This is a genomic window from Pseudanabaena sp. FACHB-2040 (assembly GCF_014696715.1).
GTDB lineage: Bacteria > Cyanobacteriota > Cyanobacteriia > Phormidesmidales > Phormidesmidaceae > JACVSF01.
The window spans coordinates 214,128-233,373 of record NZ_JACJQO010000006.1 but is presented as its reverse complement, the minus strand read 5'-3'; the positions used below and the strand labels follow the sequence as shown (position 1 = coordinate 233,373).

Sequence of the window (19,246 nt, the reverse complement as noted above, 5' to 3'; positions counted from 1 at the left end):
TCCTGAATGGTAAACCCTGCCTGCGAAAGCTTTATGTGACGGCTGAACATGTCGGCTACACAAATTTCGCAATAGGGGGGCAGCAAGCATGGGCAGAAAGGCACTGCTGGTCGGGCTCAACGTTTACAGCTTTATGGGCGGTGAACCTGAGGAGTCTCCGGCGCTGCAAAACCTGAAGACGCTTAAACAGGTTTTACACTCCGACATCGGCCAGTTTCCAGAAGATGCAGTCGAAACTTTGATAAATCCGGATACTCAGCAGATCCGGCAGGCCATTGAACGGCTAAGCTCTCACTGTCGGCCCGATGATCTGCGGTTGCTCTATTTTTGTGGCTTGGGCCTGATCGATCTGCCAACGGGCGGGCTTTATCTAGCTGGATACGACACTTACCTGCATAACCCGATGGCGACGGCAGTCTCGGAGGATTTCTTGCGAGGTATGCTGAACGCGAGCCACTGCCGCGAACAGATTATGATTTTTGATGCCCGTTGGGCTGTGACGGGTGCTGATGTGTCAGAAGCACTTGGTAGCGGGCACACCCATCGGCTAGTAGCGCAGCTAGCAGGAGAGTATCGGGCTGTGCTGATGGCCCAAAATGGTTTTGGTGCAGGCTGGTCGCTTGCCTCTACTGGGCTCTCTGACTATACCCAATGCCTGATCGAAGGACTGATTACTGGGCTGGCAAATGTGAGTGCTGATGGCTTTGTTTCTACTGCCGATTTGCACCAATATATTGAACAGAGCCTGGATCAGCTCCAGTCTCCTGTGCAGGCAATGCTTTTTGCCCCAGGCCGGAGCGCTGATATTCAGCTATTTCAGCTCCCCCAGTTTAGGCCCGAGCAGGAGTACCGGCGCAGTGTGGAAGACTATGTTACTCAGGACCAGGGCAACATTTCTGAGCGGAGCCGTCAGATTCTCAATTACCTACAGCAAAACTTGGGGGTTCCTGGGTCGGTGGGGCAGGCGATTGAAGCTGATGTGCTGCGCCCCTATAAAGAGCGGCAGGAGCGGCTGCAGCGCTATGAGCAGATTTTTGCCGAGGCCATTGAGCTAGAAAATCCCCCCAGAAAATCAATGCGCCGCTGGCTGCGGCACCAGCAACAAACGCTAGGACTTACCTATGAGGAGGTCAACCAGGTTGAAGCCCGGCTCATGGCCCCCAATACTCTTCCCTTCAACCGCCAACCCCAGCGTTTAGAGCCTGCGCGAATTGAGCCTGCGGGGGGTAGGGTTACGCCTATCGACAGCGATCGCACTGGTACGGTTGGCTAGGCGAAGCAGTTTCTTCGACCGCTAGCAGTTAGAGTGGGAAGCAGCGGATAGATAGGGATTAGATCAATGGAAGCAGCCCCCTGGATGGACTGGATACTGGGTGGATTGGCGCTGTCAATTTTGGCGGGCGGCCTCTGGATGCTGCTCGACGGCGTTATCGGCATGAACAACAAGTAGGCAATCTCATGTAGGTTGGTGTCAAGCGCTGCGCGACCTAACAGCCATTCGCAGGCTAAAACGACATGTTGCTGTTGGTTGCGATCGCAACGCAGCTATCTCGTCAAACAACTCTTTTGTGGAGCTTGCCGCACTGCACACTCTGCAAGCGGCAAGCTCCACAGAATAACCACCTGGTCATGAGCTAGGGCTTCTTGGTCTTGACCGCTTCAGCCGGCTTCTCCTCAGGACATTCCGGGCATTGGGGGATAATGGCTCGACGGGTTAGGCGCGTAACATAGAGCGCTGCCCCTAGCGCCAGCACTAGACCCACAACCTGGATCGCGATCTTCTCCACTGTGATTTCGCTATTGAGCAGGTAGGTACCAAACGACCCTAGATAGGCGTAGAGCAAGATCACAGGGATCATGCCAATCCAGGAGAAGAAGGCATATTGCCAGAAGTTGACCTGGGTGCAGCTAAAGCCGTAGTTCAAAACGCTTGAGGGCACCAGCGGCGAGAGACGAGTCAGCAGCAGGATTTTCCAACCCTTGCGCTCAACCGCCTGGTCAATCTGGGCAAATTTAGGATGCTTCTCCATCCAGCGCTTGATCCGTTTACGGGCCACGGTGCGGCCAATGAAAAAACATGCGATCGCACCCAACGTATCGGCAATCGAAGCTGCGATCGCGCCCTGCACCAGCCCAAAAAGCGACCCCGCCACCAAAATCAGCAGGACATTGGGCAAGCCTAAAATAGTTGCGATTAAATACACCAGGATAAAGGCAGGCAATGCCCAAGATCCCAGTGATGCCAGACCACTGTTGACAGCAACAAACCACTCAGCTAGAGGTAGCCTACTGCCAATCACAGCAATTAAGACACCCACCAGCACCAGCAGCCAAAATCGACGGCTGCGCAGCCAGCTAAATTTCATAGAGTGCGTTAGAGCGGATTGCCGCAACGAGATTGTAACTGAGCTTCGGGAAGACCAAAATTCTGCTGGCGGCACAGGAGCACCTGCGCCATTCGCTGCTGAGCATAGGCTCGGTGGGCGAACCAGCCAGCCGGAGCACCAATCAAAATTGCACCCAGCACAGTGCCAATCATTAGGCTATTGAGAAGATCCCGCCGCCGAATTCGTTCTCTCTCGCGATGTTCGTGGTCGTGGGTAGCGGTTGTGTGTTGCATTGAAGCCAATAGCAGAGACTATTCTCTAGCTAACCAGGTAAAGCCTGAATCAACCTCTCTCCTGCTGCTGAGGGTGTTTCCTGCTGGGGATAGAGCTTGAGGGTAGGTGGGGGTAGAAGGGTGGATGGGTGGATGGGTGGGGCGTGCAAATTCTGTTAGCCGTTTGAATCTCCTTTCTTGTTGCTTACTTTTGGCAGGGGTATGCCTAGGGGGAGAGGTTATATTCTGGGGCTTTGTTCCTTTTTTTCCAAAAGATGGAGGGCTAGGAGGCTAAAACTGTGTAACACCAATTCTTTAACTAGCCGCTACTCATCCACTCATCCACTCATCTACCCGTCCGCTCTCCCTCCCCCTATCTGCAGCACTTTTTTCGCAATTGGTATAACTTATTGCGTTAAATAGCCGCCTGTCACATCAATATCAGTGCCTACAACGCAGGAACTTGATTCGCTTAACCACATGACAACGCTAGCGATCTCTTGGGGTGCCACAATTCGTTTGATCGGATAGCCTTGTGCTGCCTGCTCTGGTGTTGCCCCAAAAATTCTTAGACCTTGGGCAAGCTGGGGCGTATCGACTGCCCCAGGAGAAATAGAGTTAACTCGAATGTTCTGGGCTGCGTATTCCACGGCTGCAACTTTGGTTAGCCCGATGATGGCGTGTTTACTGGCAGTGTAGGGAGAGATAGTGCCAAAGGCAACGTGCCCAGACACAGAGGCGTTGTTGATAATAACGCCGCTTTGCTGACGCACCATTGGCGGAAGTTCGTACTTCATTGAGTAGAAGACCCCGCTTGCATTCGTTGTCATCACGTCGTTCCAAGCGGCCACGTCGGTGTCGGCAACGGTTGCCGATGTAGGGACGAAAATACCCGCATTGTTAAAGGCGATATCAAGTTGCCCATACCGCTCCAAGCAGCCGTCTACAAACGCTTTCACGTCGTCTTCAATGCGGACGTCCGCTTTTTGGTAAGTGGCTCGGCCACCTGTGGCGCGAATACTTTGGGCGATTTGCTCTCCCAGTGCTTCCCGCCGACCGCAGAAGTGAACTGTGGCTCCCTTAGCAGCAAATGCCCGCGCTGTTACTTCGCCAATGCCTGAAGTGGCTCCTGTGATCAGCACAACTTTGTCGGCAAAGCGTCCGTTAGGGTTGGCGCTGACTTGAGGGGCGGGTGAATCTTGATTGGCTTGAGCCGCTTGAGTTGCCACAACTGCAAACCCTGCTACGCCTGCTGTTCCAGCCGCAAGCATATGTCGACGACTAATTTCTGGCATGATTTTGGGCGGGTTTTCCTAACGCAAGAATTTGGTAAAGCAAGAATAGACCAATGCCTTTGGTGAATCTAGGAAATTCTTGCGCTCTTGATGTAGCGTCTGGGGGTGACTCCCACTAAGCGCTTGAAATGCCGGCTTAGGTGGCTCTGATCGTAAAATCCTGTGGTTACGGCTACTTCTGAAGCGGATAGCCCCTGCACTAACAGTTTTTTGGCTTGAGCAATTTGCAGCTGTGTCTGATAAGCACCGGGAGATAGGCCAATGGCTTGACGAAAAACGCGGCAAAAATGAAACTGGCTTAGGTTTGCAACCGCTGCCATCTCTTCTAAGGAGATGTTTCGAGCGTATTGAGAATGTAAATAATCACGGGCTCGCTCCACGGCATCAGGGGCTGGTTTGAGAGGACGAACAGCCGGGCGATTGGCAGCGTGGTTGGCAATGAGATAGAAGAAGAACTGGTGGAGAGCGGTTTCCTGCTCTAACCGGGTACTGGGTTGGTGAGCAGTATGCTGCAAAGTTAGAAACAGCCGATTCAGGGTCGAATCTGTGATGGATGGGCTGGCAAAGAAAGGCAGGCTTTTCGGCTTTTCGGCCAATTCAGTAACGAACTCATGCAGCAAGGCCGGATGAACATGCATCATCCAGAAGCTGGCAGGGGCCGGGAGAGAGGTGCGATCGCTCGGCGCATGAACTTCCCCAGAGTGAATAGCGCTCAAGCTTCCTGGAGGAATTGCATGGGCTGCCCCCCGATAGGTGTACTCTCCCTGACAGTCGAAGCTCAGGCCAAACTGATAGTCTTCGTGGACGTGCTTGGGCAGCGGTTCGACCGCACCTGAGGTGTAGGTGTAGTGCTCCAGTAAAATGCCTGCTACTTTCCAGGCGCGGACAGAAATGGCTGCTGGGGTGCTCATGTAGCGGCCCGAGTTTGTAATGGCTACTGCTCTAGCCCTGTCTCTTCTTCCGCTGGATATGGCAGCAGCAGGTTGAGCAAAACGCCCACTATTCCGCACAGACCGATGCCTTCTAGGGCAAAAGCGCCTGCTTCAAGTGACAGGCCGCCCACGCCAAAAATGAGAATGATGGCGACGATTACTAGGTTGCGGGGCTGGGTCAGGTCTTGTCCGGCTTGGACTAAGCTGTTAATGCCGATCACGACAATCGTGCCAAAGAGAATCACCAAGATGCCGCCCATGGCTGGAGCGGGAATGGTGCGAAGCAGGGCACCGAGTTTGCCGATAAAGGCGAGTGCGATCGCAACAATCGCCGCCCAAGTCATAATCCCAGCATTAAAGGTTTTGGTTAGCGCGACAGCCCCGGTCACCTCGGAGTAGGTCGTGTTGGGTGGGCCGCCCAATAGAGCCGCCAGGGTTGTTGCCAAACCATCTCCCAGCAGGGTGCGGTGAACACCAGGATCTCTCAAGTAATCTTTTTTGGCAACGGCACTGACGGCAATGATGTCTCCGAAATGTTCAATGGCAGGTGCGATCGCAACCGGCAAAATAAACAAGATCGAGGGCAGATGAAACACCGGCACCGTAAAGCTTGGTAGGGCAAACCAGGGCGCTTCTGCCACAGGTGCAAAGCTGACCATCCCCAGAGGCAGCGCCGCAATATAGCCAACGGCAATGCCCACCAAAATCGGCACTAGCCGCAGCCAACCCCGCGCCAGCAGCGCCGTCAACATAGTAGCCAGCAGCGCCGCTGCCGCAACCCCTAGTGCCGCCCCTTCCCCGTAAGTCTCTCCCGCATTAGAGGCCATGCCAATGGCGACCGGGGCCAGCGACAAACCAATCACCATAATGACAGGGCCGGTAACGATTGGCGGCAGCAGCCGAATCAAAAAACCAGGGCCGCGCCAAAAGATAAGCAGGCTCAGCACCAAATAAAACGCCCCTGCGGCTGCTAGTCCCGAGAGGGTTTCAGCCAAACCATACTGCTGAATGCCAAGCTGAATGGGGGCAATAAACGCAAAGGAAGAGGCCAAAAAAACAGGCACTTTGCCGCTAGTAATTAGCTGAAAGACGAGCGTACCCAATCCTGCTGTGAGGAGAGCTACGTTGGGATCCAACCCCGTTAGGATCGGCACCAGCACCAAGGCTCCAAAGGCCACAAAGAGCATCTGCGCCCCCAGGAGAATATCCCGTAGACGAAACCTGTAAGCAGTAGGGTCGGTTACATCTGGGCCTGTTGTTTTGGGAGGTTGGTTTGAGTCCTCAATCATGCTGCTCTCTCTCAGATGGGAATAGATATACTGACTCACCCACCCGTTATTCTAATTTGATACGGCATATGCTCCCACAGCCAACAGTTAAAGCACAACGGTGCAGCCTCTTCCTCATACTGTCCCAAACTTTTTCGGGCTATCAGTGAGCGAGGTAAGCCATTTACAAAGTTGTTAAATAGCCCTAGAACCATAAGTCTCAGATTCAAGCAGATCCCAAGCAGCTACGTTCTCCTCTAAGTGTGAAATAGAGGTTGTTCCAGGAATGACAATGATGTTAGGAGAACGCTGCAATAGCCACGCCAGGGCTGACTGGGCAGGCAAGGTTGCCCCTTGCTTCATCGGGTTTGCTCCTAAAGGCCCATAAGGGATAAACGCAATGCCCTGCTCTGCGGCATAGTCTACGAGTGCGTTGTTCTCCTGTTCTGCCTGGTTAAAGCGATTTTGAACTGAGGCAATGGGCGCTACCAATAAAGCGCGATCTAGTTGTGCTCTGTCCACATTAGAAAGGCCAATAAAGCGAATTTTGCCAGCAGCCTGTGCTGCTCCAAGTGCCTCAACAGAGACTTCAATGGGCGTGTTTGGATCGACTCGGTGAAGTTGAAATAAGTCAATCTGCTCAAGCTTCAGATTAGTCAGTGCATTGTCAATCTCTTTGTTGAGCGTTGCTGGCGAACCATCTACCTGAATACGATCAGGGGTAGGCTTATCAACTCCACCTTTAGTCGCGATAACGACTTTTGACGCATAGGGGTAAAAGGTTTCACCAAGAAGGGTATCTGCCCATTCAGGCCCATAGGAGCGAGCCGAGTCAAAGAAATTGACGCCCAGCTCGACTGCTCGCCTCAACAGGGCCTTACCCTGCTCCCAATCGGGATAGGGGCCAAAATTTCCAGGTTGTCCAGTTAGTCTCATAGTTCCGTAGCCAAGGCGGTTGACTTCGATTTCACCGCCTAGAAGAAACGTCTTGTTAACTGGTTTCATGTCAGCCTCTAAATCGATATTGTGGTTTTAAGTCAACCATTCTAAAAACAGAAATTGCTTGATTGGTAAGTAACAAAATATCTGTCACACGTATTCAGAGCTCGTCTAGGCTGAGTATAGCCATTTGCGAAAGAGCCGGGTCAAACGCGGCATGATCAGGTAGGTCAGCAGAGCGACTACTAGCCCAGTTGTAATTAGCTGGTTAAGCAAAACAGGCAACCTGGATAGGAGCGGTGCTAGCAGACGGCTGAGAATTGCCAGAGTAGTGAAGACAGCCAACCACGTTACCAGCGCCATTTTGTAGCGAGGCGGAGGCGTTCTGAGGAGCTTGTTGGGCAAGCTGAACCAAGTTTCTAATCCAGTAAGCGTTTGAATCGTCTCTGATTTTTCAATCAATGGCTGCAACCGTTCAATCCAATCATGCCGGACATCAGACTCCAACCATTTCTTGAGATTGTTGTAGTGATCAAATCGAAGAATAACGGCATACTCAGGATGAGCATGATCGTGAGGACGTATTGCAGTGACCCCTAGATGCCCCTTAAATTTTCGTGCTTCTGTAGCAATGCCGTGAAACCATTTCTCGTAGCCCTCCTCTCGTCCCGGTCGAACGATGTGAGAGATAACAGCTGTTACCTGTTGGCTTTCTTCATCCTTACCAATTAACGGTTTTTCCAACATAGCGCTGTCTATAGATGATCAGGTCCTAGGGTGAGCAATGCTTACCCTACTAGTGCGTCTATCTCGAAATTGCGAACAAATATGTTTTTAGGATGAGCACAGCAAAGCATGCCCATCCAGGCGTACAACCCCTATTGAGGCAGCTTTAGTGCCTTGCAGAATAGCTAGTCATTAAGTTCTGATAGTCAGGAATGTAGCTTCCCAAAAGGCTACCTAGGCCTGTGACATCGTTACGCCAATCACGATGCAGTTCACACACCACACTGAACCAGTTGACTAGCTGCACTCCAGCACTAGCCATACGTTCCCAGGCTGCGTCACGACAGACTTCGTTGAAGGTGCCCGATGCATCTGTGACGACGAATACATCATATCCAGCTTCGATTGCAGATAGCGCGCAGAATGCAACACAAACATCTGTAACGATGCCAGCAATGATGAGCTGTTTACGGCCTGTCGCCTCGACGGCTTTGACAAAATCCTCATTGTCCCAAGCATTAATTTGTCCAGGGCGAGGAATATAGGGCGCATCAGGAAACTTCTCTTTCAGCTCGGGCAGAATGGGACCGTTTGGCCCCTGCTCAAAACTGGTCGTCAAAATAGTAGGAAGATTGAAAAACTTAGCTACACCTGCCAGTGCTAGCACATTGTTCTTGAAATCAGCAGCAACAAAGTCATGCACCAGTGAAAACAAACCAGTCTGGTGATCAACCAACAGCACCGCAGCGTTGTCCTTATCTAGGCGATTGTATTTGAACGGGGCCATGGGATTTCTCCTAGTTGTATATTTGTGACCTGTTGCAGTTGAAGTCAGAGGCAAGAGAGCTTTTGTCTCTGACCTTTCCTTTGTCGCGTTAATGGAGACAAAGCCTGTATTTAGAGGAGAGCTCAATCGCTAATCCTAAGTTGCTTTCATTCGTTTCGAAACTGCTCAAATTGAATTAAAGAGTAATATCTTCTGCCTGCATCGCTCGCTGCACACCCTCATCATTCGCCATCTGCATCAGAAATCGATGTAAATTTGGATAATCAGTGAAAGGTTTTTGTAGGGTGTTTCCCCAGCGACAAAAAACGAACAAATATGGGTCAAGCACAGTACGACGATCTTCAACCATGTAGTTGCGACCCTCCATGTAACGATCGAGTAGCTGAAAACACGCATCAATTTGTTTGTAGGCTGCTTCTCGAATTGCGTGGTACTGATGCTTATCGGCAATGTACCGCTGAGGCAAAAAGTAGGGGTAGAAAGCAGGATGAACATCTCCTGTGAGGTAAGACATCCACTTGTGCATTTCATATTGCGCTTCTGTTGTTGGGCTTGCGCCTAACTGCTCATCTGGAAATTTCTCAGCTAAATAGAGCAAAATTGCTTCTGCTTCGGTTAAAACCCGTCCATCTTCCTCGATTAAAGCAGGCACCTTGCCGGCAGGGTTTACAGCCAAAAACTCTGGCTCGCGGGTTTTGCCGCGCTCAACTCGACCTAACTCAAATGGTTTGCCAATCCACTCCAAAACGATGTGAGGGGCAAGTGAGCAGGCTCCAGGCATATAAAACAGCTTCATTCGATCATGCTTCCTGAGTAAGGGGAAGTACGTTGCTCGGCCACATCGCCATTGTGTACTGAATCTATTAAAAAGACAATATTCAACTTCTGGGCCAAACTGTATCTAAATTCTCTACAATTCTTTGATGCTGGTTAGGCTTGTCCTGCAAGGTTGGATTTATGCAACAGCACTACGTAGGCTTTAGAGCAGAGTTCTTTGCTACTGAGTTGAGCTCGTATGACCTCCCAAAAAACTTGTTCATGCTTTTGGTTTGGAGCCCAAAGGTCTTCGCGGTTGGAGAGTCCTCAAACAAATCCAGACGATTTTCAGGAATCGTTATTTCAGTGAAAGTGTGGTGTCCTTAATGCACAACTGGCGTATCTACAAAATCAGTGTTAGCCGCTATGTCTTCCCAGGCATCTAATTCCTGAGTTAGCGACTCAATCTTTTGGCGGAATTTGCTGTAGGCATAGTGGCCTAGCACTAATCGCAGGGGTGGATTTTCTGATTCGACAATTTGAATAATGGCCTTAGCAGCTTTTACCGGATCTCCGGGCTGCTTGCCTTCAATGGTGTTGAGGAACTGAAGAAACTTGCCGACCGTGGGCTGATACTCTGCCATTTGATGGGTCGCTCGATCTAGCGATCGCCCGATGAAGTCGGTGCGAAAGGGGCCTGGTTCGACAAGGGTAACTTTGATGCCGAAGGGAGCAACTTCACCTTGTAAGGCCTCTGATATGCCTTCAATGGCAAATTTCGCACCGCCGTAAATAGAGAACCCAAGTTCATTAGTGAAACCTGCGATCGCAGACATATTTATGATGTGCCCGCTACGCTGCTGGCGCATGACTGGCAGAACTGCCCGCATCATATCGATGGCACCAAACAAATTTGTTTCAAAGTTGCGACGAATTTGTTCGTTGCTTACTTCTTCTAATGCTCCAATTAATCCATAACCTGCATTATTAACGAGCACATCAATATGACCAAACGTAGCAACGGCTTGTTCAACGGCTGCTTTAATCTGTTCCTCGTGGGTTACATCTAGCTGCACGGCAAGAGTGCGATCGCTATAGTCTGCTACTAAGGTCTCAATCTGCTGAGGATTACGAGCAGTTGCAATCAGGCTGTCGCCCTTTTTCAGCACTTGCTCTGCTAGCACTCTCCCAAAACCTGTTGAGGTACCTGTAATTAGCCAAACTCGTGAATCAGCTGTTGCCATTGCCGTACCATCTAGATATTACAAGTCAAACTGAGCAAGTAGAGATAATTACTCTACAGGCCTTATAACGAGTAAGTTTGGCGTTTGAACAATGTATTTCTACAATTTCAATTTAAAAGCGTTGGGATGATGAGCCAGATTCTCTTTCTCGGCGATCACCATTGGTAGAAGCTACTGAGAAAATATAATTTAGATGCAAGATAAAAAATAGGCGATTCTTGCGAAATTTGTGTATTAGTTATTTGCCCTAATGAAGAAATAATGTCTTCAAGCTTATGTAGTAAGGATTACATTCGGCCCACAATGTTTGATATCTAAAACCCGTGTAATATTACCCGATCTCATTTTTAGCCTCTGATGAAGCTGCCTGGGTGACCGGACAAAATTACCGGTACAGACGGCGGCTTCCGGTTCTAATTCTAAAACTGCTGCGAGAGGTGCACCTCTCGCAGCGGGGTCGCCTGCGCGAAGCGCACCAGCTCAATCACAACTACTTAGAGGCAAAGGATGTGTAGGATAGCCCGTCTAAATTGGAGGGCAAAATCTCACCTAGAGAAAACCCATCCACTGAGCTGATGCGTCCTCGCCAGAGTGCTTCGCCGTAGCTAGGCATCCCTTTTCCTTGAGAGGGATACATCTTGGCTTCGCGTAAATGAATGTACTCCGGCAGCAGCTGATTTTCTGTATTGCCTGTTTGCGCTTTTAAGCCTTCATGGAGCTGGCTGACAAATTCGGTCAGCGTTTGTTTTGTTTCGTCTGGAGCTTCCTTAATTTCGTTAATCCGTTCTGCTAACCCTTGAAAGTAAGCATCTTCGCTAATTAGAAAACCAGAAATAATCATCCCATGAACACATAAGGTAATGCCTATCTGGAGACTGGTTCGCTCGGGAATGGCAGCGAATGCTCTGATTGCCCGATCCATTGAGTTAGGAGGATGGGCAGAACGTGAAACTTGTTGTGTCATGTCCATAAAAATAGTCTCCTGATAAAGCCATCGAGATGCAGAATTTGCACCTCGATGAGACGTGGACTAAACTGCTGGAAGTTTACTGCAGAAAGATGTAGCCACTGTCCTGAACAATCATTGAGTTTTGATTTTCAGCCAGCAGGGTAGTGCCCGAAAGGGTTAGCTGTACCTGGCTCTCGGCGTCAGCGGTTGTGCTCACTTCGGCATTGAGCAGCCGACCGTCTCTTGTGTAAAAGGTCACGGTAACGGGGATGGGAATATCCGCTAAATCTACTGATTCATTCCCTGCCAGTAGCCGCTCTTCGGTGTGGTCAACGACTCGATAAACAATCTCTGCCTCAGTATTGTTGACCAGCGTGATAGTAACTGGCTGATCGTAAGCCTGAATGAAACCATCTGGTGACCGCAAATCTTCTGGGGCAGGAATTGGATCTTGGGTTGGAATAATGGTTTCTGCAGCGCCGGGACGGGTATTTAGAGGGTCTTCAAAAATTGAGACTTGAGCTTTAGCCGTAGCTACCCAGGCAATAATGGCAAAGACACCGCTACCTGCAACGGCAAAGATTCGCTTGAAGCGATTGAATGGTGAGCGGAGTTCCATAGGATCCACCTCTCCTCCTTTTCATAGACGACAAATTCCTTGTTAAAGGATGTATGTCTTGATCCTCTATAAAAATGAGTAGAAAAGCCTCCTTCACCTGAAGGAGGCTGCGGTTGTTATTAGGAAGACATTATTGATCAACTCTCTCCCATGACCTATGACCCGAAGCCCTTAAGCTTTGACGGTAGCTTGTTCGGCAGTAGAGCGCCGCTTGAGCTGTAGAACGGCTAGGGTGGTGACTATGGTGCCTACTGCGATCGCAACAATGTACATCCCTGCATTGCCCACCGCGTTGGGAATTGCCAGCACAAAGATGCCGCCGTGGGGAGCCCGTAGGGTGCAGCCAAACAGCATCGATAGGCCACCTGCCACCGCTGACCCTAGAACGCAGGCAGGCAGCACCCGAATCGGGTCATTAGCAGCAAAGGGAATCGCCCCTTCGGTAATAAACGAAATGCCTAACACCGAAGCGACTCTGCCCGCTTCCTGTTCGGCTTTGTTAAATCGACCTCGGCTGACAAATGTCGCCACCGCCAGACCCAGAGGCGGAGTCATACCAGCAGCCATCACGGCAGCCATTGGCCCAAACAGGTCGGTGGTCAGCAGGCCCACTGCGAAGGTATAGGCCACTTTGTTGATTGGGCCGCCCATATCAATTGCCATCATGGCTCCTAAAATCAGACCCAGCAGCACAGCATTAGTACCGCTTAAGCCCTGCAAGAAGCCGGTCAAGCTCTCCATGATCACCCGGATAGGTGCGCCGAAAACGTAGAACAGCAGCAGTCCCACAATCAGAGTGGCGAGCAGAGGAATTACCAGGACTGGCTTTAAGCCCTCAAAGTTAGCAGGCAGGTTGACCTTGTCGCGGATGAATTTGGCTACGTAACCGGCCAAAAAGCCTGCTAAAATGCCGCCTAAAAAGCCCATTTGCAGGTTTGCAGCCAACATACCGCCGATGAAGCCGGGAGCAAGGCCGGGGCGGTCGGCGATAGAGTAGGCAATAAAACCTGAGAGCACCGGCACGATCAGAGCAAAGGCCGAGGTTCCGCCGATGGCCATTAGGGCTGCGCCGAAGCTGCCCTCCGCTGGATCTAGACCAAAGACGAAGGAGAGGGCGATGATCAGGCCCCCGGCCACAATCACCGGCAGCATGTAGGAGACGCCGGTTAAGAGGTGCTTGTAGGGGCCAGATCGCTGTTGCGATCGCTCCGCCTTGGCCTGTTCAACTGATTCTAAGTAGGACGCGCTGCCTCGGCCACTGCCATTGACCGCACCCGGAGCCGGAGTGGCTAGGGCTGTGTTGATAACCGCGCTGGAGTCGTGAATGGCCTGCTTGGTGGAGGTTTCGTAGACGGGCTTGCCGCCAAAGCGAGAGAGATCGACGTGGGTATCGGCGGCGATGACAACGGCATCAGCACGAGCAATTTCGTCGTCAGTGAGCTGGTTTTTAGCTCCGACTGAGCCTTGGGTTTCTACCTTGATGTCGTGGCCTAGTCGGGCAGCGCCCTGCTTCAAGGCTTCGGCAGCCATGAAGGTGTGGGCAATGCCGGTGGGGCAGGAGGTAATGCCTACAAGGAACTTGGACGTTGGGGTGATCTGCTGGTCGTCGGTGAGCTGAGGCGAGCCAGAGTTGGGCTGGGCACGCAGGCCCGAGGTTGGCTGAGTTCTCGCTGCAGCCACAGGGGTTCGTGCTGGCTGCCGTGGGCTGGGCAGCGTGTCGAGCAGGGCGATCGCATTGCGGATTACCAGCTCGCTGTTGCGGATGGCTTCGCTGGTAGAAACGGCGTAGGTAGGCTTGCCGGAAAAGCGATCGCGCTCTAAAAAGCGGTCGGCTCCGACAATCACCACTTCAGCCTGGTCAATGTCGGACTGGGAGAGGTGAGTGGAGCTGCCGTTGGCTTCTTGAATCTCGGTTTTTAGGTCGTGGCCCAAGGCTTGGGCGGTTTTTTGCAGCGCCTCAGCCGCCATTTGGGTGTGGGCGCTGCTGGCGGCACTGGCAGTAATCGCAACGAGTTTTGTCATCGGTCGTTTCCTAAGTCATTCTTTAAGGCGCGTCAGTCATTCTTTAAAGGCATTCTTTAAGGGCAAGGTTGGGCAGCGTGAGGGGGCGCAGGGAGATGCGATCGCACAGTCCCCGCACCGTCTCAACATTGGTTAAGTGTGGCCCCAGCAGGCCCAGCGTACTGAGGGAAAACGCGGTGCCCAAGCGGGCGCATTCGGCCCAGTCAGCCCCCTGCACCAAGCCCGCTACAGTGCCTGCCACCATCGCATCGCCTGCCCCTACGGTGCTTTTGACCTCGGTAGACGGCGGCTGAGCGTGAAAGGCGGCAGCAGCGGTGACAAAATAGGCCCCCTCAGCACCCATCGATACCACGACCCACCTCAGCCCTCGCAGCAGCAGCTCACTAGCCGCCTGCAGAATATCGGCTTCGCTCTCTAGCGGGTGGCCTAGCAGATCCTGCAGTTCGCTCAGGTTGGGCTTAATCAGGTCGGGGCGGGCGGCCAGTGCTGCCTTGAGGGGTTCGCCGCTGGTGTCGAGCACGACCGTCTTGCCGATGCGCTTTAGGTGCGACACCAAATCCCAGTAGAGGGTAACGGGCAGCCCTTGAGGCAAACTGCCAGAGAGCACAAACCAATCGTGGTCAGCGGCCAGTTCGTCTACTGCGCCCCAGAGCGCTTCTACATCACTGGGCTGAGGCACAGCTCCGGGAAAGTTGATGTCGGTCACCTGTTGCTGAGCATCGTCCACGATCTTGATGTTGACCCGCGTTTTTCCGGCAATGGCGATGCTGCGATCGCAAATGCCCTTTTGCTCAAACAGCCGCCGAAACAGCTCTAGATTGTCCTGGCCTAAAAATCCGGTGACGCTGACCGACTGGTCAAAATCCGCTAGAAATGAGGCCACGTTGATGCCCTTGCCCCCAGCATCAGACTGTTCCCAGTCCACCCGGTTCACGGCATTGGCCGCGAAGTTGGCAATGGCAACCGTCTGGTCAATGGCGGGGCTGGGGGTGACTGTAGCAATGCGGCAGGTCATAGGCCGCGCACCTCTGAGGCAGTGGAGCACCTCAGCGCTTGCTGGGCCAACTGCTGCGTTTGGGCAAACGACTGGCGGCGCAGCGCCGCTTTCACCATCGGAATGCTGGGAATGCTGACGCTTAGTTCAGCTACGCCTAGACCTGCTAGAATCAGCGCGCCTAGGGGTTCACTGGCAACGCCGCCGCAGACGCCGACCCACTTACCGGCAGCTTGAGCGGCCTGGACGGTTTGTGCGATCGCACGCAGCACCGCTGGATGCAGACCGTCTGCCTGCTTGGCCAGGGCTGGGTGGCCCCGGTCCATTGCCAGCAGGTACTGGGTCAGGTCGTTAGTGCCGATGGAAAAGAAATCGACTTCGCGGGCAAACTCTGCGGCCATCAGTACCGCTGAGGGCACCTCGACCATCATGCCGATTTCGACCGGCGGCCCACTCACAGACGCCCGCACCGACTCGGCAATAAATTTGGCAGCCCGCAGCTCCTCCAGCGTCGCAATCATGGGGAACATGATCCGCAGGTAGCTGGTTTTAGCCGTTTGAAAAATCGCCCGTAGCTGGGTTTCAAACAGCTCGCTTTGCTGCAAACAGAGGCGGATGCCGCGCACGCCCAGAAAGGGGTTTTCTTCGGCAGGCAAGTTGAGATAAGGCAGGGACTTGTCGCCACCAATATCGAGGGTGCGAACGATCAGAGGCAGGCCATTGAGGGCGCGGGTCATGCTCTCTAGCGCCTGCTGTTGCTCCGTTTCACTGGGGGGTTGCTCGCGACCCAAGAACAGAAATTCGGTGCGCAGCAGGCCAACCCCTTCACCTCCAGCATTGACGGCCTGTTCCGCCTCTGCCGGCGAACCAATGTTGGCCACCACTTCAATCCGGTGCCCGTCAGTCATCAGAGCCGGGGCAAAGCGGGCCTGATGCTCGACGTCTTGCAGGGCGTGCTGCTCGGCCTGGGCCTGCTCTGCTCGCTGCAAATCGGTCTTGGAGGGATGAGCATAGAGCTTGCCGCCATTGCCGTCAAGAATGCCCTGGGTGCCGCTCGGCAGGTCTAAGATGGCTTCCCCGGCCCCCACTACCGCCGGAATATTGAGCGCACGAGCAATGATCGCGGTGTGAGAGGTCGCGCCCCCACGAGCAGTGCAAAAGCCTTGGATTACGCCAGGATCAAACCCGGCGGTATCGGAGGGTACCAGGTCGTCGGCCAGCAGAATCACGGGGTGGTCGGGTAGCTGACTGCCTGCCTCTACCCGATCAGCCAAATATCTCAGTACTCGCTGGCCCACGTCGCGCACATCAGCGGCTCGACCGGCGAGGGTAGCATCCTTCAAGCCTTCTAGGGACTTGGCCCGTTCTTCATAGGTCTGCTGCCAGGCCCAGGCAGCACTGTGGTTGGGCCGCAGGTAGGCCGTAGCTGCCTCTAGCAGATCAGGATCACACAGCAGTTCCTGGTGCGCCTCAAAAATTGCAGCTTGATCGCCAGAGCGCTGCTGGACGTCTGCGTGTAGCTCGGCTAGCTCGGCCTTGGCTTGGTCAACCGCTAACCTGAGTTTGAGGCTTTCCTGCTGAGGGTCGGCGGCAGTGTCGGAAATGACGATCCGGCTGCGACGATAGGGATAGAAGGGGGCAATGGCGATGCCAGGAGAGGCGGGAACCCCTGCGATCGCATCTGACTCCAGCGCCAGTGCAGGCAGCGCAACGGCCTGGGTTGGGGCGGTTTCTTCTTTTTCGTCTAAGCCAGCCTCGACAGCGGCTTGGAGCGATCGCAACGCCGCCGCCGCATCTGCTCCCTGGGCCATCACTCGAATAGTTTGGCCCTGCTCCACGCCCAGCTTCAGCAGCGACATCAGACTTTTACCATTAGCTACCTGGTCGCCATAGCGCACCTTTACTTCTGAGGCAAAGGATTTGGCTAAGTTGACAAAGGCAGTGGCCGGACGGGCATGAAGACCAGCTTTTCCGGTGATGGCTAAATCGACAGACTGATCAAAATCAGCCTCAAGCGCACTTCCGTTGCTGGAGCCACGACTAGAGCCACCCGGGCCCCGAGTCAGCCGCTCGATAATTTCTTGGGGGTCTTGAGTGTGGGTTAGCCGCTCAATGGTGGCAGTGTCATCTAGCACCTGAGTCAGGTTGGTAAGAATTTGCAGGTGCTCGTCAGATTTAGCCGCAATGCCGACGACTAGATGCACTCGCTCTCCTGGGTTCCACTCCACACCATCAGGAATTTGCACCACTGAGATGCCCGTCCGGAGAATCAGCTCCCGATCCTTGGGCAGACCGTGAGGGATGGCAATGCCGTTGCCGAGAAAGGTGTTTGCAGTGGCCTCGCGGCCCATCATACTTTCGATATAGCCGGGCTGGATATTGCCGCCTTCAACTAACAGATTGCCTGCGGCTCTAATCGCTTTTTCTTTACTGCCAACATCAGCATTTAAGCAGACGTTCTGCAGCCCCAACTGAATCATGATAAGCCCTCTTTAGTGTCTTCCCTAAGGCAGACTAGGTGTGAATAGATTCACTCAGAAAAACTGAATCTCTGAATTACATTCTTGGGTTTTTCAGACTTTTTGAGGGTATTTCCGTTGGGAAAGTTCATAGTTAGGGACTAGTTAGAGACAAAAGTCAATAACAGAAGTCCCTAGCTGTTACTGATTACGCACGCTCATTCTGGCCCGCTTTTGTTGGCGGCCTGTCTGCCGTTCATACCACTTCATTAAAGGAGTAGACGTGACGCCGTGTAGCACTACAGACAGCACAATAGTGCTCAAAGTAATCCAGGCTATCTGTTCACCTACGCCCCCCTCTAGCCCTTCTCCTAGGGCAAAGGTGAGGTAATAAATCGAGCCTACCCCCCGAATGCCAAACCAGCCAAACAAGCCGCGCACAATGGGCCGATACCCTTCTCCGGTGGTGCAGATCCAGGCTCCTATAGGGCGAATGACAAACAGCAGCAGTCCGGCGATCAATAAGGTTTGAGGCAGAAAACGCAGCATGGGTTCGATCCGCAGCAGACTGCCCAGCAGCAGAATGGTACCGACTTCCAACAGCTTTTCTATCGTTTCGGTAAACTCCAGGTGCACCTGCTGTTTTTCTGGATCGTAAGTGCGCTGCACCACAACACCCGCTACAAACACAGCAATGAAACCATAGCCGTGGGCCAGTTCGGTGAGCGAGTAAACTAGCAGCACAGTCCCCAGCGACACAAACACTTCCATCACTTCGTCGCTAGGGCGAATTCGCTGTAGCTGCTGGTACGTCTTGGCCACAATTCTTGCCACCACCACGCCCATGACAATACCTGCCCCAATCTCCCAAAGCAGATCGACGGCGGTCCACTCTAAAATCCAATGATGCCACTTAGGGTCTTCAATCCAGTGCAGGCCAAAATACACAAAGGGAAAGGCCAAGGCATCGTTTAAACCCCCTTCAGAGGTCAGACCAAAGCGCAGCGTGTCGCGGTCGTTGACGCTGGTTAGCTGCACATCGGAAGCCAGCACCGGATCGGTCGGGGCCAGAATTGCGCCCAACAAGACGGCCCCACCCCAACCCATGCCCAACCCGTAGTGGGCCGTTGCTGCCACGGCGGCGATAGTCAGCGGCATCAACCCCCCGATGAGCCGCACCGTTGCGTTCCAGTTCCAGTGGCGCAGCGGGCAGCTAATCTTGAGTCCGCAGCTAAACAGAGAGATCAGCACCACAAACTCTGTTAGCCGCTCTAAAAACTCAGCATCAGGCCGAACTTGAATCAAGTTAAGTCCATAGGGGCTCAGCCCGATTCCTGCAATCAGATAGATCAGAGCATAGGAGAGGGGCAATCGGTTGAGCCATCCCGAGCTCAGCGTAATGACCAGCAGCAACAGCCCGATCGCTAACATGATCAGTATGTAAGTATCCACGCAATTGCCTCAGTTATGAGGGGCTATGAATCAGCGCCCCCTAGCTACTCTAGTGAGCGTTTAGGCCGTTGCAAAATCTCCTCCGACAGATTTTAAGAAAAGCGTTGGAGGGACGAAGTGTTTTTCTCCTATGAAAAATTTCAGTTATCCAAATCTGCCTAAAGGGTCTTACGGCAGGTACTTTGAGGCTCAGTTTGCTCCCTCG

Annotated in this window: 18 protein-coding genes; 2 read left to right on the top strand and 16 right to left on the bottom strand. The window is 52.9% G+C overall.

What is annotated here, in order from left to right; all coding sequences use genetic code 11:
• The first annotated feature begins 88 nt into the window (after window positions 1-88).
• Both H6G13_RS10465 and H6G13_RS29395 read left to right on the top strand, forming a co-directional pair.
• On the top strand, window positions 89-1,273 hold the full coding sequence (locus H6G13_RS10465; RefSeq protein ID WP_190483150.1) for a caspase family protein: 1,185 nt from the start codon (window positions 89-91) through the stop codon (window positions 1,271-1,273).
• A 66-nt stretch (window positions 1,274-1,339) separates the two neighbouring features.
• Window positions 1,340-1,450, top strand: a complete 111-nt coding sequence (locus H6G13_RS29395) for an NAD synthetase (protein WP_190483149.1) — start codon at window positions 1,340-1,342, stop codon at window positions 1,448-1,450.
• Window positions 1,451-1,634: 184 nt separating this feature from the next.
• Here the strand turns inward: H6G13_RS29395 and H6G13_RS10455 are convergent, their stop codons facing one another.
• The 16 genes from H6G13_RS10455 to H6G13_RS10380 form a co-directional block, all read right to left on the bottom strand.
• Window positions 1,635-2,366 carry a TVP38/TMEM64 family protein gene (locus H6G13_RS10455; protein ID WP_190483148.1) on the bottom strand — a complete coding sequence of 244 codons (732 nt, stop codon included), beginning with the start codon at window positions 2,364-2,366 and terminating at the stop codon, window positions 1,635-1,637.
• Window positions 2,367-2,374: 8 nt separating this feature from the next.
• Window positions 2,375-2,620 (bottom strand): hypothetical protein, encoded by a 246-nt coding sequence (locus tag H6G13_RS10450; RefSeq protein WP_190483147.1) that lies wholly within the window; start codon window positions 2,618-2,620, stop codon window positions 2,375-2,377.
• Window positions 2,621-3,006: 386 nt separating this feature from the next.
• Entirely contained in the window at window positions 3,007-3,894 is an 888-nt protein-coding gene (locus tag H6G13_RS10445) for an SDR family oxidoreductase (protein WP_190483146.1), read from the bottom strand.
• Window positions 3,895-3,962: 68 nt separating this feature from the next.
• Window positions 3,963-4,805 carry an AraC family transcriptional regulator gene (locus H6G13_RS10440; protein ID WP_190483145.1) on the bottom strand — a complete coding sequence of 281 codons (843 nt, stop codon included), beginning with the start codon at window positions 4,803-4,805 and terminating at the stop codon, window positions 3,963-3,965.
• A gap of 23 nt (window positions 4,806-4,828) precedes the next feature.
• A complete protein-coding gene (locus tag H6G13_RS10435) occupies window positions 4,829-6,013 on the bottom strand; it encodes a uracil-xanthine permease family protein (protein ID WP_347277463.1) in 1,185 nt (394 codons plus the stop codon).
• 276 nt (window positions 6,014-6,289) lie between these two features.
• Window positions 6,290-7,099, bottom strand: a complete 810-nt coding sequence (locus H6G13_RS10430; protein ID WP_190483143.1) for an aldo/keto reductase — start codon at window positions 7,097-7,099, stop codon at window positions 6,290-6,292.
• A gap of 105 nt (window positions 7,100-7,204) precedes the next feature.
• On the bottom strand, window positions 7,205-7,780 hold the full coding sequence (locus H6G13_RS10425; RefSeq protein ID WP_190483142.1) for an antibiotic biosynthesis monooxygenase: 576 nt from the start codon (window positions 7,778-7,780) through the stop codon (window positions 7,205-7,207).
• Window positions 7,781-7,925: 145 nt separating this feature from the next.
• Window positions 7,926-8,546 (bottom strand): isochorismate family cysteine hydrolase YcaC, encoded by a 621-nt coding sequence (gene ycaC / locus H6G13_RS10420; RefSeq protein WP_190483141.1) that lies wholly within the window; start codon window positions 8,544-8,546, stop codon window positions 7,926-7,928.
• 175 nt (window positions 8,547-8,721) lie between these two features.
• Window positions 8,722-9,342, bottom strand: a complete 621-nt coding sequence (locus H6G13_RS10415; protein WP_190483140.1) for a glutathione S-transferase N-terminal domain-containing protein — start codon at window positions 9,340-9,342, stop codon at window positions 8,722-8,724.
• Between the two features lie 343 nt (window positions 9,343-9,685).
• Window positions 9,686-10,546: an oxidoreductase gene (locus tag H6G13_RS10410; RefSeq protein WP_190483139.1), complete on the bottom strand. Its 861-nt coding sequence runs from the start codon at window positions 10,544-10,546 to the stop codon at window positions 9,686-9,688.
• A 490-nt stretch (window positions 10,547-11,036) separates the two neighbouring features.
• Complete coding sequence (gene gvpU / locus H6G13_RS10405) at window positions 11,037-11,510, bottom strand: gas vesicle accessory protein GvpU (protein WP_190483138.1); 474 nt, start codon at window positions 11,508-11,510, stop codon at window positions 11,037-11,039.
• A gap of 82 nt (window positions 11,511-11,592) precedes the next feature.
• Window positions 11,593-12,114 (bottom strand): hypothetical protein, encoded by a 522-nt coding sequence (locus tag H6G13_RS10400; RefSeq protein ID WP_190483137.1) that lies wholly within the window; start codon window positions 12,112-12,114, stop codon window positions 11,593-11,595.
• Between the two features lie 171 nt (window positions 12,115-12,285).
• The gene (locus tag H6G13_RS10395; protein ID WP_190483136.1) at window positions 12,286-14,136 is read right to left on the bottom strand and encodes a PTS fructose-like transporter subunit IIB; all 1,851 of its coding nucleotides are present in this window, start codon (window positions 14,134-14,136) and stop codon (window positions 12,286-12,288) included.
• 43 nt (window positions 14,137-14,179) lie between these two features.
• Window positions 14,180-15,151: a 1-phosphofructokinase gene (gene pfkB / locus H6G13_RS10390; RefSeq protein ID WP_190483135.1), complete on the bottom strand. Its 972-nt coding sequence runs from the start codon at window positions 15,149-15,151 to the stop codon at window positions 14,180-14,182.
• Complete coding sequence (gene ptsP, locus H6G13_RS10385) at window positions 15,148-17,610, bottom strand: phosphoenolpyruvate--protein phosphotransferase (RefSeq protein ID WP_190483134.1); 2,463 nt, start codon at window positions 17,608-17,610, stop codon at window positions 15,148-15,150. Before ptsP ends, pfkB begins: the two co-directional genes overlap by 4 nt.
• A 180-nt stretch (window positions 17,611-17,790) precedes the next feature.
• Window positions 17,791-19,041 (bottom strand): sodium:proton antiporter, encoded by a 1,251-nt coding sequence (locus H6G13_RS10380; protein WP_347277459.1) that lies wholly within the window; start codon window positions 19,039-19,041, stop codon window positions 17,791-17,793.
• Between the last annotated feature and the right edge of the window lie 205 nt (window positions 19,042-19,246).

Bases quoted from the DNA above. Each gene is read 5' to 3' on its own strand.
- H6G13_RS10395 (WP_190483136.1), bottom strand. From the start codon at position 14,136: ATGACAAAACTCGTTGCGATTACTGCCAGTGCCGCCAGCAGCGCCCAC.
- H6G13_RS10445 (WP_190483146.1), bottom strand. From the start codon at position 3,894: ATGCCAGAAATTAGTCGTCGACATATGCTTGCGGCTGGAACAGCAGGC.
- H6G13_RS10410 (WP_190483139.1), bottom strand. From the start codon at position 10,546: ATGGCAACAGCTGATTCACGAGTTTGGCTAATTACAGGTACCTCAACA.
- H6G13_RS29395 (WP_190483149.1), top strand. From the start codon at position 1,340: ATGGAAGCAGCCCCCTGGATGGACTGGATACTGGGTGGATTGGCGCTG.
- H6G13_RS10425 (WP_190483142.1), bottom strand. From the start codon at position 7,780: ATGTTGGAAAAACCGTTAATTGGTAAGGATGAAGAAAGCCAACAGGTA.
- H6G13_RS10415 (WP_190483140.1), bottom strand. From the start codon at position 9,342: ATGAAGCTGTTTTATATGCCTGGAGCCTGCTCACTTGCCCCTCACATC.
- H6G13_RS10440 (WP_190483145.1), bottom strand. From the start codon at position 4,805: ATGAGCACCCCAGCAGCCATTTCTGTCCGCGCCTGGAAAGTAGCAGGC.
- H6G13_RS10465 (WP_190483150.1), top strand. From the start codon at position 89: ATGGGCAGAAAGGCACTGCTGGTCGGGCTCAACGTTTACAGCTTTATG.
- pfkB (WP_190483135.1), bottom strand. From the start codon at position 15,151: ATGACCTGCCGCATTGCTACAGTCACCCCCAGCCCCGCCATTGACCAG.
- ptsP (WP_190483134.1), bottom strand. From the start codon at position 17,610: ATGATTCAGTTGGGGCTGCAGAACGTCTGCTTAAATGCTGATGTTGGC.
- H6G13_RS10455 (WP_190483148.1), bottom strand. From the start codon at position 2,366: ATGAAATTTAGCTGGCTGCGCAGCCGTCGATTTTGGCTGCTGGTGCTG.
- H6G13_RS10400 (WP_190483137.1), bottom strand. From the start codon at position 12,114: ATGGAACTCCGCTCACCATTCAATCGCTTCAAGCGAATCTTTGCCGTT.
- H6G13_RS10450 (WP_190483147.1), bottom strand. From the start codon at position 2,620: ATGCAACACACAACCGCTACCCACGACCACGAACATCGCGAGAGAGAA.
- H6G13_RS10430 (WP_190483143.1), bottom strand. From the start codon at position 7,099: ATGAAACCAGTTAACAAGACGTTTCTTCTAGGCGGTGAAATCGAAGTC.
- H6G13_RS10435 (WP_347277463.1), bottom strand. From the start codon at position 6,013: ATGCTCTTTGTGGCCTTTGGAGCCTTGGTGCTGGTGCCGATCCTAACG.
- gvpU (WP_190483138.1), bottom strand. From the start codon at position 11,510: ATGACACAACAAGTTTCACGTTCTGCCCATCCTCCTAACTCAATGGAT.
- ycaC (WP_190483141.1), bottom strand. From the start codon at position 8,546: ATGGCCCCGTTCAAATACAATCGCCTAGATAAGGACAACGCTGCGGTG.